General features: G+C 37.6%; 11 protein-coding genes. 5 read left to right on the top strand and 6 right to left on the bottom strand.

Annotation, left to right across the window (positions count from 1 at the left end):
- The 3 genes from ACVWXS_RS07945 to ACVWXS_RS07935 form a co-directional block, all read left to right on the top strand.
- The coding region (locus ACVWXS_RS07945; RefSeq protein ID WP_456957427.1) for an LPXTG cell wall anchor domain-containing protein at positions 1-1,356 on the top strand (1,356 nt) is incomplete at its 5' end.
- 444 nt (positions 1,357-1,800) lie between these two features.
- On the top strand, positions 1,801-2,349 hold the full coding sequence (locus tag ACVWXS_RS07940) for an RNA polymerase sigma factor (protein ID WP_068985177.1): 549 nt from the start codon (positions 1,801-1,803) through the stop codon (positions 2,347-2,349).
- 73 nt (positions 2,350-2,422) lie between these two features.
- Entirely contained in the window at positions 2,423-2,785 is a 363-nt protein-coding gene (locus ACVWXS_RS07935; RefSeq protein WP_456957425.1) for a hypothetical protein, read from the top strand.
- On the opposite strand, the gene ACVWXS_RS07930 is transcribed toward ACVWXS_RS07935, so the two are convergent.
- Positions 2,758-4,701, bottom strand: a complete 1,944-nt coding sequence (locus ACVWXS_RS07930; protein ID WP_456957423.1) for a helix-turn-helix domain-containing protein — start codon at positions 4,699-4,701, stop codon at positions 2,758-2,760. The two genes, ACVWXS_RS07935 and ACVWXS_RS07930, sit on opposite strands and share 28 nt — an antisense overlap.
- Positions 4,702-4,833: 132 nt before the next feature.
- On the opposite strand from ACVWXS_RS07930, the gene ACVWXS_RS07925 reads away from it, so the two are divergent.
- Both ACVWXS_RS07925 and ACVWXS_RS07920 read left to right on the top strand, forming a co-directional pair.
- Positions 4,834-6,060 carry an MFS transporter gene (locus tag ACVWXS_RS07925; RefSeq protein ID WP_456957421.1) on the top strand — a complete coding sequence of 409 codons (1,227 nt, stop codon included), beginning with the start codon at positions 4,834-4,836 and terminating at the stop codon, positions 6,058-6,060.
- A gap of 2 nt (positions 6,061-6,062) precedes the next feature.
- Entirely contained in the window at positions 6,063-7,445 is a 1,383-nt protein-coding gene (locus tag ACVWXS_RS07920; protein ID WP_456957419.1) for an amidohydrolase, read from the top strand.
- 147 nt (positions 7,446-7,592) lie between these two features.
- On the opposite strand, the gene ACVWXS_RS07915 is transcribed toward ACVWXS_RS07920, so the two are convergent.
- From ACVWXS_RS07915 to ACVWXS_RS07895, 5 genes are all read right to left on the bottom strand, one after another.
- Positions 7,593-8,030, bottom strand: coding sequence for a MarR family winged helix-turn-helix transcriptional regulator (locus ACVWXS_RS07915; protein ID WP_368636045.1), 438 nt, complete (start codon positions 8,028-8,030; stop codon positions 7,593-7,595).
- Positions 8,031-8,053: 23 nt separating this feature from the next.
- Positions 8,054-8,458 (bottom strand): transcriptional regulator Spx, encoded by a 405-nt coding sequence (spx, locus tag ACVWXS_RS07910; RefSeq protein ID WP_068985182.1) that lies wholly within the window; start codon positions 8,456-8,458, stop codon positions 8,054-8,056.
- 524 nt (positions 8,459-8,982) lie between these two features.
- A complete protein-coding gene (locus ACVWXS_RS07905; RefSeq protein ID WP_427418849.1) occupies positions 8,983-10,548 on the bottom strand; it encodes an ABC-F family ATP-binding cassette domain-containing protein in 1,566 nt (521 codons plus the stop codon).
- Between the two features lie 106 nt (positions 10,549-10,654).
- The gene (locus ACVWXS_RS07900) at positions 10,655-10,840 is read right to left on the bottom strand and encodes an SE1832 family protein (protein WP_049667890.1); all 186 of its coding nucleotides are present in this window, start codon (positions 10,838-10,840) and stop codon (positions 10,655-10,657) included.
- A 326-nt stretch (positions 10,841-11,166) separates the two neighbouring features.
- Positions 11,167-12,210 carry a PseG/SpsG family protein gene (locus ACVWXS_RS07895; protein ID WP_368636048.1) on the bottom strand — a complete coding sequence of 348 codons (1,044 nt, stop codon included), beginning with the start codon at positions 12,208-12,210 and terminating at the stop codon, positions 11,167-11,169.
- Positions 12,211-12,403 lie beyond the last annotated feature (193 nt).

Below are 12,403 nucleotides of genomic sequence, written 5' to 3'. Positions count from 1 at the left end.
AGTGAAAAACCAGTGGATCCAAGTGAAAAACCAGTGGATCCAAGTGAAAAACCAGTGGATCCAAGTGAAAAACCAGTGGATCCAAGTGAAAAACCGGTAGAGCCGGGTGAAAAGCCAGTGGACCCAAGTGAAAAACCAGTGGACCCAAGTGAAAAACCAGTGGACCCAAGTGAAAAACCAGTGGACCCAAGTGAAAAACCAGTGGACCCAAGTGAAAAACCAGTAGTTCCAAGTGAAAAACCGGTGAATCCAAGTGAAAAACCAGTGGATCCAAGTGAAAAACCAGTGGATCCAAGTGAAAAACCAGTGGACCCAAGTGAAAAACCAGTGGACCCAAGTGAAAAACCAGTGGATCCAAGTGAAAAACCAGTGGACCCAAGTGAAAAACCAGTGGATCCAAGTGAAAAACCAGTGGATCCAAGTGAAAAACCGGTGGACCCAAGTGAAAAACCGGTGGACCCAAGTGAAAAACCAGTGGATCCAAGTGAAAAACCGGTAGAGCCGGGTGAAAAGCCAGTGGACCCAAGTGAAAAACCGGTAGAGCCGAGTGAAAAACCAGTAGTTCCAAGTGAAAAACCAGTGGAGCCGAGTGAAAAACCAGTAGCTCCAAGTGAAAAACCAGTGGATCCGAGTGAAAAACCAGTAGCTCCAAGTGAAAAACCAGTGGAACCGAGTGAAAAACCAGTAGTTCCAAGTGAAAAACCAGTAGTTCCAAGTGAAAAACCGGTAGTTCCAAGTGAAAAACCAGTGGAACCGAGTGAAAAACCAGTAGTTCCAAGTGAAAAACCAGTAGTTCCAAGTGAAAAACCGGTAGTTCCAAGTGAAAAACCAGTAGTTCCAAGTGAAAAACCAGTGGAACCGAGTGAAAAACCAGTAGTTCCAAGTGAAAAACCAGTGGCTCCAAGTGAAAAACCGGTAGTTCCAAGTGAAAAACCAGTGGCTCCAAGTGAAAAAGTGGTAGAGCCAAGTGAAAAACCAATGGCTCCAAGTGAAAAACCGGTAGAGCCGAGTGAAAAACCAGTGGAACAAAGTGAAAAAACGAAAGACTCTGAAGATGCAGGTAAGGTAGAAGAGGAACAAAAAATTCCAGAGAAACCAGAACAATCGGTGGAACAGAGTGAAAAACCGAAAGACTCAGGAAATGCGTCTAAGGAAGTAGAAAAGCCATCAGTAGAAAAGCATGTCAACAATGCTGTTCAAAATCAAAAAGTTGACCAAGAGGAGCAACAAACTCCAAATAAAGCTGAACGCTTACCTCAAACAGGGGAAAGTAACACAACTTTATATCAAGTACTTGGTTTAATCTTAGTAGCTTTAGCATGCTTGTTATTACGACGTAGCAGAAAAGAAATTTAAAATATAAACCCCCTGTTTTGAACGAACAGGGGGTTTGTTATGTGGAAAAAGTTCTTATTTGTGAATACTGTTTCGGGGCCAGTTTAATATGAACGGACACTAGTGAGCAGATTTAGGGCAGCGATCATCAGAGCAACCCGATTTAAATGATGTGAGGAATCGAACGATAATCCTTCAATTGTTTCCATAAATTTCTGAATTTTGAGTTAGGTAATTTAAGTAAATACTATTGGGAATACAATAAAAAAGTAGCAGAAGAGGCGTATTGATTAGCTTTTCTTTGAAAAAGTAATATAGTAGTAAAACAATTTTTACGAATATTACAAGTGAAAGGATTTAAGCTTACACGATTGTAATGTAATTGAAAGCCAATACGATAGAGTGTAATACATTATTTTGCGAGAATGTGTATAGAAGCAAGAACAAGAAGCGGAGGAATACACAATGAATGAAAAATTAGAAGGCGTATATGAGGAATATAATCGTTATATATATCATTTATGTTTAAAACTTACTCGCAATAATATTGAAGCTGAAGATTTAATGCAAGAAGTATGGGTAAAAGTTGTGCGCTATGAGGATAGCGTTGCCGAGGTGGAGCATATTAAAGCTTGGCTTACAACAATTACAATGAATACATTTAGAGATCGCTATCGTAAAAAAGTACGACGTAGTAAATACATGATGAACCAACCTGAAACATTAGACGTACCGATTTTAGATTTGGTTCCCAATAATGATATTTCGACTGAAGAAAAAATTGAAAAAGATGTTGTTACTAAATTAGTACAGGATAAAATGGAGCAATTAGATGGGATCTATCGTAAAACATTATGGTATTTTTACATAGACCAATACTCACTTGCTGAAATCTCATCTATTATGAAAGTTTCAATTGGTACTGTGAAATCTCGTTTATTCCGTGCTAAAGCTCGTTTGAAAGAAATGCTTATGGCTGATGTTTCAATCGTAGAGTCTGTGCTACCAGCATGATAACATGTATTGGTCGCACTAAACTAATTACTTAGACGGAAGTATACGTTCGACCAATCCGATAAAAGATGCATTGCAAAATTATATTGCGATGCATCTTTTTTTGAATTGTATTACCGGTAAAACGGGGAACATCGCCGGTGAAAGTGCCAGAAACGCCGGTAACCCGGAGAACATCGCCGGTAAAAGTGCCAGAAACGCCGGTAACCCGGAGAACATCGCCGGTGAAAGTGCCAGAAACGCTGATAAACCACCGAACATCGCTGATAAAAGTGCCAAAATCGCTGATAAACTACCGAACATCGCTGATAAAAGTGCCAAAATCGCTGATAAACTACCGAACATCGCTGATAAAAGTGTCAAAATCGCTGATAAACCATCGAACATCGACGGTGGAACCTCAAACTTTCACTCACTTAAATGCAGGGCTAAATGAATCTCTAAATAATGTGCTGGATTGTGTAAATCACGATTTAACAATTGTTTAATTTTCTCAAGTCGGTGGTATAGCGTATTTTGATGAATGTGTAAGGTAGAAGCTGTTTTTGAAATAGAACGATTTTGATGAATATAACAACGAAGTGTTTTAAGTAAAGTTTCATCCTTTTGCTTGTATAACGGAGCTAATATATCATGAACGAATTGTCCAAGCTCTTCTTCGCTTTGCTTGTTGAACAATCGATTAATACCTAGCTCTTCATAACAAATAATGGTTACCTCATCTTCTTTGTTTGCTTGGCGCGTAGCTTGTTGAAGTGCTTGCTGACTTTCTTCGGCGCTCTGAGCAACATTTAATAAATGATCCTGTATAGCTCCTATGCCTATTGCCACCTGTTGATGATAAAACTGAACCCAACTAATAATAGCCTGCGTTAATTGTTGTTTTATTTTGTGACGAAATGCTGTATCTCCTTGTAATACCCAAACGATCGTTTCGCGTAGTGTAAATATAAAATGCTGCCCTTTAAAATATTGCTGTACATGTTGAATAAATTGCATACTATTTTTATGAGAAAATTGTTTCAGCCTAAATTTTACGACGAATGTTGGTTTCTTAATATCGAGTCCTAATTCATCATAACGAGAATCAACTAGAGGGGCGCGTCCAGAGATAAGCTGTTGAAAAAGCTCAAAACGTTCTTTAAAATTCGTTTGTCCTGTCGCTTGTATTTGTAGTGATTTTAAAGTTAAGCTCATCGCTGCGTTTTCGATAATCATACGTTGTTGGCTCGTCAATTTCTCCAACTGCTGAATAATTAAGTAACCGAAAATTTCTCTTTCATTTCGGATTGGGAAAATATAGCCTATATCTATTAATTGTTCCTCTTGAATTGTTGCTAGCTTGTTCATTGTTTCTAACTGTAAAAATGTTTTACGATCGGCTAAATTTACAAATTGTATGTCTAATTGTAATAATTCCTTCGTCGTTTGAATGATTTTCATTTCTTGTACATTTTGCAAAGATAGTTTAATAAAGATTTGGTGAATTTCATGTTGCTTTATAAAATAAGCATTTAACCGTTCTATTTCTTCATATGCCTCCGCATTTCTTATAGCAACTGCCGCCTGCGATGCGAAGCTTTCTAGAAGTCTTAGATCACTTTGTTGAAAAGCACGTTTATTTGTATATTGATGGACAATCATCACACCGAGTTTTCTTTCGTTAAAGGTAATAGGAACAGCCATCGATGTATTACTCTCGAATCTTCCTAAATGTATGGCTTCCATTAATGCGTCTAGATTGAATTTTGTAACATTGCTCATAATCTCTAAAGTTTCTTGATAGTTATAAATGGCTGATACGCCTGTTTGGAATGTATAACCTGCCATTCCCTCGCCTAATTGGGGAGCATAATCAAAGATGCGCTCTGTCACACCCGCACTAGCTACTGTATATAAACGCTCCATTTCAGGGTTGAATAACATTAAAAATCCACGGTCAATTACTGGAATAGCTAGAATGGCAAAATCCATGATGGTCTGCAACAGCGTTTTTATTTTCAAAGTTGAATTCATTACTCCTATAAGCTGCATAATGGCTAATTTCTGCTCACGCTGCTGTATGAGGAATTTTTGATAAAAGGTCTTTTCTAGCTGCCAAACTAAAAATTGCTCATCATAACCAGTAAAGTCCCCAAAGATGATACCTTGTACAATGTACTCATTTGGCTCTGGTATGTATATCGTTGCACTAAAGCGTTGCTGTTGTTTATCCCAATGTACTCCTTTTAGATCGGGGTTAATATCACAAGGTCGACCATAAAATAAAGACCATTCCTTTGTTGCGCTATAAATATAAAAACTACAATTTTCATCGTTCAATACAATTTCTTCATGTTCCCCTAGAGACATCGTTATTTCGACTCCTTTCACTAAATTTCGGAATATATTCTAATGATCTTTTATAAACATTGTAAGATATTCTAATGATATCGTCCTTTATTTATCTTAATATTTAAATAATTTAATGAAAGGAGTGGAGTTATGAATGTCGAACTAAAAAACCGCAGTAATTTAATTTTAGGCGTTTTATTCTTTGGATGGATGGTTTCATATATTGACAGAACTGCTATCAGCTTAGCTTTAATTAATATTGGTAATGACCTATCCTTAACAGCCACTGAACTAGGATTTGTTTTAAGTGCGTTCTTCTTTGGATATGCTGTGATGCAAATTCCTGGTGGATGGCTAACGGATAAGTACGGAGCGATTAAATTATTAATTGGTGCCGTTATTTTTTGGTCAGTTTTCACTGCATTTACGGGATTGGCTTGGTCACTCACTTCACTACTCTTAATTCGGTTTTTATTTGGTATTGGAGAAGGCGGATATCCTGCTGCAAGTACAAAAGCAATCTCTATATATTTTCAGAAAGAACAACGTACAAAGGCTCAAGCGACAATGATGTCATCCAATATGATAGGTAGTGCTATCGCTCCTATTATTTGTGCTCCTCTATTATTGGTAATGGATTGGCGCAATGTATTTTTCTTAATTTCTGGTTTAGGACTTCTTTTTGTAATCGCTCTTTTGTGGAGTACGAAAAATGCACAAACATCTATATCAGAGGAGCGAAAGGAGAGCGAAGAGAAGGGCTCTTTTAGCAAAATATTAAAAAATACTTATTTAATGCGTGTACTTCTTATTTTCTTCTTTATTAATATAGCAAACTGGGGATTGAGCTCATGGATGCCAACATATTTAATGAAAGTGCATGGTCTTGATTTAAAAAATGTCGGATTCATCGCCGCTATACCAGCCATTTTCGCAGCTATTGGAATGATTATAAGTGGGCGTATCATCTCAAAGATAGGAGGGCGCTCGAAATATGGCGTGATTTTCGGAGCGGTTGTACTAGCTGCTTGTTTGTATCTCATGTCTACAGCCGCTTCTGCAGCACTAGCTATTACGTATCAATCAATCGCCTTTATATTCGTATCTTTTATGTCCTCGTTTATATTTACAACACCACACCGTGTTGTCAATCAACAAAATGTTGGGACAGCTTTTGGCGTAGTAAATTTTGGTGGTCAAGCAGCCGGGATAATTTCGCCAACAATTATGGGTTATTTAATTAATGTATCAGGTGGTTCTTTTAAAACATCATTTATATTTTTAGCCATTATGTGTGTAATCGCTGCTGTAATTGCTGTTACTCTACCAGTTAATCATCAGCAACAGACAAATATAAAATCTGTGGAGGGATACTAATTATGAAGAAGCAATTATTTGATTGGATGCAACTACATGAAGAAACATTCAGTCATATGGCGAAGCAAATTTGGGACAATCCTCAACTAGGCTATGAAGAAACATTTGCATCTGCACTGCAACAAGATTTTTTGAAAAAAGAAGGGTTTGATATTGTTACGCCGATTGGTGATGTACAAACTGCCTTTTATGCACAGTGGGGATCTGGCAGTCCAATTATTGGATTTTTAGGAGAGTTTGATGCGCTTCCAGGATTATCGCAGCAAGTCAGTTCATTATATTCGCCTGTGGAGGAAGCCGCACCAGGGCATGGCTGTGGTCACAATTTATTAGGAACGGCTGGAGTAGAAGCTGTAGTTGCCTTAAAAGAAGTGATGAAGCTTAACAATTTACAAGGAACGATTCGCTATTATGGATGCCCAGCAGAGGAATTATTATCTGGAAAATCGTATATGGCACGGGCAGGTGTTTTTGATGATTTAGATGTAGTCTATACGTGGCATCCATTCACGTTTAACATGACAGCGAACTTCTCTATGCAAGCACTCACTGCCATTGAATTTTATTTTTCAGGTCGGACAGCACATGCTGCTGGTGCGCCACATCTAGGGAGAAGCGCACTTGATGCTGTTGAATTGACGAATGTCGGAGCCAATTATTTACGGGAGCACGTGCCAGACGGTTCACGTATTCATTATCAAATTACAAATGGAGGCTTAGCACCGAATATTGTTCCAGATAAAGCAAGCGTCTATTATTTCCTACGCGGAGCAAACCGTGATGCTGTCAAAGATTTAGAACGCAGACTGATTAAAGTGGCAAAAGGGGCAGCGATGATGACAGAAACAGAAGTGCATTGGGGGATTAAGGCAGGGTGTTATGATACTTTACCGAATCTCACATTAAATGAGCAAATGTTGGCACAGTGGAATGAACTACCGCCATTATCTTTTACAGAGGATGAGCTTGCTTTTGCAAAGTCGTTACAGGCTTCATTAGATCCTTCTGTTCTTGCAGGTGCTGCCCAACAATCTTTTGTACCAAATGAAATAAGTAAGGAGGTATTGGTGGAGCAGGTATTTCATATGCCACAAACTTTTCGCCAATCCATGCAAGGTTCTAGCGATTTAGGGGACGTTTCGTGGATTGCGCCCCTTGGTCAGGTATTTACAACTTGTGCTCCATATGGGGTCCAAGTGCATACTTGGCAAGCGACTGCTGCTTTTGGATCTTCACTTGGCATGAAGGGGATGCATTATGCTGCAAAAGCAATGGCAGGAGCTGCGTTTGATTCCTTACTAAATCCTGCTGTTATTCAAAAAGCGAAAGAAGAATTTATGAATTTAAGAGCTGGGAAACAGTATGAATGTGGTATTCCGGAATAAGTAAAAGCACCAAATCTGGTTTAAAACTAAGCGTCTAGAAATAGTTGGGGTGGAGGGCAGTCACCCATAATTTGGCCAAATGAAAAACACCTTTAAAAGTTAGATGTATGTCTAACTTTTAAAGGTGTGAAAATCGGACTGTTACTCTTACCGAGTAGATTCACTGTTAAGTAATTTTGCAAAAATTTCACGTAATGTTTGTATTTCCTCAGCTGAGAGCATACCAAACATATTGTTGAGAATTTCGCTAACTTGTTGACGAGATTTTTCTAAAATGTCTTTGCCATCAGGTGTAATGATCAATTGAAATGCTCTTCGATCTGTGGCATGTTGTGTTTTTTCAATAAAGCCAGCATTAATGAGCTTACTTGTTAAAACAGTGACACCACCTGTTGTTACCTTTAACCGATCAGCTATGGCAGAAGGGCGCTTTGGTCCCTCCTGCGATAAGTAGTCTAAAATTAAAATATGGGATTTTGAAAAGCCGAGTACATTTTGATTATTCCACTCGTTTGCCCACTTACGCTCAATAGAGGAAACTACTTCAAACAACGAGGTAAGGGTTATTTGTTTTTCTTGATCCATATAAGGTCATCTCCAAAACTGTTTTAACTTTCTTGTGCCAATCTTGTCATAGCATTTAATTCAAAAGCACGAACTTTACGTGGAATAAAACGACGAATGTCCATCTCATTGTACCCAACTTGGATACGTTTTTCATCAATTAAGATAGGGCTACGTAGCATTCGTGGATGAGCTTGGATTATTGCAAACAACTCTTGAATAGAGAGCTGATCAATATCAACATTTAAATTTTTAAAATCATTTGAGTTTGTCGCAATAATTTCATCTGTTCCATCTTCTGTCATGCTTAATATTTCTTTAAATTCTGCAAGTGTAAGTGGGTGTGAAGTAATACGTTTTTCTTTATATTCGATGTTGTGATCTTTTAACCATTTTAATGCTTTTCTGGATGAAGAACAGCTCGCTTGTGAATAAATAATAACTGTCATTCTTCATTCCCCGCTTTCTTTTTTAGGATTATATTTTATAGATATCTTATTAGTAAGTTAAGTAGGTTATACATATATCTTACTAGTAAGTTATATATAAATCAATAGCTATTTGAAAAAAAATCAAATAGAAATAATATATTTTTCTATACTAAAATATACGTTCAAAAGAGCAAAAAGTTTCGTAAATTCAGCTTACAATGATGTAAGTTTATTCAATATTAATAATAGATGCTTAAAGAATTTGAGAGTTGTCCTAAAATAGGGAGAAATAGTTTGATTTAACAGCGGTAGATATAGTTGTTAATCCACTGATTATTATTATGATTAAATGTTGGGTTTTATGCATAGATAAAAAATTTTTTATTTGAGGCTAAGGAGAGAAGTGGTTTTCAAAAGCTCGGGTAGGTTGGAGAACTGCTCAGGTCCCACGATCCCCACACTCAATTCCCAGCTACTAAAAAGAGGGCAGCACCGAGTGATCCAAGAATCACATCGGTAACTGCCCACCATTAATAATATTCCTAGCTTTGTTGCCCTGAAGTAAACCAGTCTTGGACATTCCAGACCTTTGTTGCTAAACCTTCATAGAAATCAGGTTCATGGCTTACTAACACGATTGTGCCTTTAAATTCTTTCATGGCACGCTTTAGCTCATCTTTTGCATCGACATCTAAGTGATTTGTCGGTTCGTCAAATATGAGCCAGTTTGCCTCTTCCATCATTAACTTACATAAACGAACCTTTGCTTGCTCACCACCAGATAAAGAATTAAGTGGGCGAGTAATATGCTCCGTTTTTAGTCCCGCACGTGCTAATGCTGCACGTACTTGTGCTTGCTCCATAGAAGGAAAGGCATTCCATACATCATCGATTGGTGTAATTTTGTCTGCCTTTACTTCTTGTTCGAAGTAAGATGGGTAAAGATAGTCCCCACGAATAACTTTCCCATCCAGTGGGTTTATTTTGCCTAGCATCGTTTTTAATAATGTTGATTTACCGACACCATTCATACCAACTAGAGCAATTTTTTCCCCGCGTTCAATCTCAAAGGTAAGTGGGGGAAGTAACGGCTTGTCCTTATCATATCCAATGACTAAGTTTTCAGCCTCTACTACATAACGGCTTGAAGAACGTGCCTCTTTAAAGCCAAATTCAGGTTTTACAGCTGTTTCAGGACGATCGATACGCTCTAAACGGTCAAGCTGCTTGGCGCGAGATTTTGCACGACCAGTAGTAGAGTAGCGAGCTTTATTTTTCGCGATAAAATCCTCTTGTTTTTTTATGAATTCCTGTTGTTTTTCATAGGCATCAATATGCTGACGTTTATTGATTTCAGCAAGCTCTAAAAACTTTTCATATGTTGCTGTATAGCGAGTTAATTTTGAAAACTCTAGTTGGAAAATAACGTCCACCGTTTCATTCATAAACTCCGTATCATGCGAAATTAATAAGAAAGCATGTGGATAGTTCTTTAAATAGTTTTTCAACCATGTAATATGCTCTTCATCCAGATAGTTCGTTGGCTCATCCAGTAATAGTACTTTTGGTTTTTCAAGTAATAGCTTTGCTAGTAAAACTTTTGTACGTTGACCACCGGAAAGAGCAGCGACATCACGTTCCAAGCCGATTGCATCAAGACCAAGACCTCGTGCAACCTCTTCAATTTTCATATCAAGAGAATAGAAATCCCCAGCATCCAGAGCATCTTGCACCTCAGCCATTTGATCTAGTAAAACTTCTAATTCTTCAGGTGTTGCTTCAGCCATTTTGCCTGTAATTTCATTGAGCTCTTCTTCTTTTTTATATAAAGGAAGAAATGCGTCACGTAATGCATCTCGCATCGTTCGGCCAGCTGTTAATACAGTATGCTGATCTAAATAGCCGTAATGTGTTCCTGGAAGCCATTCAACCTTTCCAGCATCGTGGATTGCTTGGCCTGTAATAATGCTCATTAATGTGGACTTACCAACACCGTTTGCACCTACAAGACCAATATGATCACCTTCAACTAAACGAAAGGATACATCTTTAAAAAGTGTGCGGTCTCCGAATGAATGACCTAAATTTTCAACTGTTAATACTGCCATATATGTTCCTCCAAATTCAATCCATACATTTATGTGAAATAGTAGCCGTCTTCCTAAAGAGACAACTGTTTGTGAAGTGTTTTAATTTCGCTAAGCTTTTTCATTATTATAGTTCTGCTAATTGTTTATTTAACTCCGCTAGCGTTGCTTCCATATTTGCCAGGCGTTGCTCTGCTTTTGCTACTTGATCATTATGACCTGTAGATTCAAGCTTCTCAATGTCGCCTTGTAAATTCATATAATCCATTTTTAGCTCTCTAATTTGATATTCAATATCACTTTTTGATGGCACGGTGATTGCTCCTTTTTGTGTATATTTTGTATAACGAATGCGTATATCAATTATGCCTCGGCATAATTACGTCCAGAATCGGCTTTGTGTTTACACAAAGAACTCCTTTTCGATTCCGTGACATCCGCCGGAGGCTTTGCCTTCTTTTAGCAGATGTCCAAACACCTGCTGAAAGAAGGTAAAAGCGATGGAGGTTTTTTTCCCCCACCGCTTATTAGTTAATATCAATCGGGTACTTATGTTGCTTGAATTCACTTCTTATAATGAAAGATAAGTGAAAGTGAAAAATTCTTCTATATTGTATCATATCCACCTTCAAAGAATCACTAAGTAGAAGCGATATTGTGTCGATCGTAAGCGAAATCTAAAAGCAATGACTGTAGTGCTTCATTGTTGCTTACTAAATTGAGCTGTCGTTGTTTTTTTACAGCTCGTTCGCTTCGGGCCTCATGTAATAAAAATTCCATGACAGCGTTTTGAATTTGTGATTGCTTCATTTTGCGACCTAATCCAAGGTGAATAAAGCCGTTCTGTTCACGAGGGAAGGCATGTAATAGCTCTGCCTCAGTTTGTGCAAGAGTAATACAAGGTACACCGTAAGAGGCAATTTTATAAGGTGTATAGTTAGCATTACAAATAATAACATCTGCTTTTGGTAATAGTTTTAGGAGTGCGTTTTTATCACGAAGAATGGCAGTGTTACGACGACTAAGCACCATCATTTGCAAATCATCTGTTGCATGTCGATAGCTATCATCAATCATAACTGTAATTTGTAGTGGGATTTGTAGCTGCGTTAAGTGTCGAAGAGTACGGTAGGTTAAGTTATGCTCGTCCCCATCTTCAAAGGCAACAACAATATGAGGTGGGTTTTCAGGTATCTTACTGTCTGGTCTATCATCAAAATTTTGAAAAGCTTGTGGTAATGCGAAGTTGAAACTACCACCAATATAATGAGATGGTAAATAATCTTTAACTTCTTGATAGAGTGCTAGCAAAACACAGTCACAGGCTTGACCACCCTCACCAAAGTCATCAAAATGAATGATTGTTTTGCAGAATGGTCGTAAATTTTGTACTTGCCAACTTTCAGAGTTACGGCCATCTCTTACAATTAAATCAGGTTGAATACTTCTCATATGCTTCGGTAGCTCATCGAAATGTTCAAATAAGATTGGGGCGAGATTTTCATTCATTAAAATTTGAATCTCATCATTTGAAGGGGTTTTTACAAATATGAAAACTTGTTCATTAGCAAGTAGCTTTGCCAGCGTTGCAACCCGTTCAAAAGGATACAGCCCTTTATCAATACAGCTTTCAATAATGAAAACAATCTTTTTTTTCGGTTCCATTTGAGTTTCGTTTTGCAAATGTATCCCATCCTTTCATCTGTCTATTTAAACTATGGTGAAAAATGGTCAAGTATGTGTAAAAAATTAGGATTAGATAAATTGTGACATATTGTATACCAGATTCGTTAAACTGTATTGCTTTTAAATAGTTTTTCAAAACTCCTAAAATTAAAAGAGTAAGAGTTCCTTCATTGTCCGATAAATAAAGTAG

It is taken from the genome of Lysinibacillus sp. TE18511 (assembly GCF_054062295.1).
Note: the sequence above shows the minus strand (reverse complement) of the source record. Positions and strands in the feature narration are given on the sequence as shown.

Coding starts and splice junctions, on each gene's coding strand:
- ACVWXS_RS07940 (WP_068985177.1), top strand. CDS start 1,801: ATGAATGAAAAATTAGAAGGCGTATATGAGGAATATAATCGTTATATA.
- ACVWXS_RS07930 (WP_456957423.1), bottom strand. CDS start 4,701: ATGTCTCTAGGGGAACATGAAGAAATTGTATTGAACGATGAAAATTGT.
- ACVWXS_RS07925 (WP_456957421.1), top strand. CDS start 4,834: ATGAATGTCGAACTAAAAAACCGCAGTAATTTAATTTTAGGCGTTTTA.
- ACVWXS_RS07920 (WP_456957419.1), top strand. CDS start 6,063: ATGAAGAAGCAATTATTTGATTGGATGCAACTACATGAAGAAACATTC.
- ACVWXS_RS07915 (WP_368636045.1), bottom strand. CDS start 8,030: ATGGATCAAGAAAAACAAATAACCCTTACCTCGTTGTTTGAAGTAGTT.
- spx (WP_068985182.1), bottom strand. CDS start 8,458: ATGACAGTTATTATTTATTCACAAGCGAGCTGTTCTTCATCCAGAAAA.
- ACVWXS_RS07905 (WP_427418849.1), bottom strand. CDS start 10,548: ATGGCAGTATTAACAGTTGAAAATTTAGGTCATTCATTCGGAGACCGC.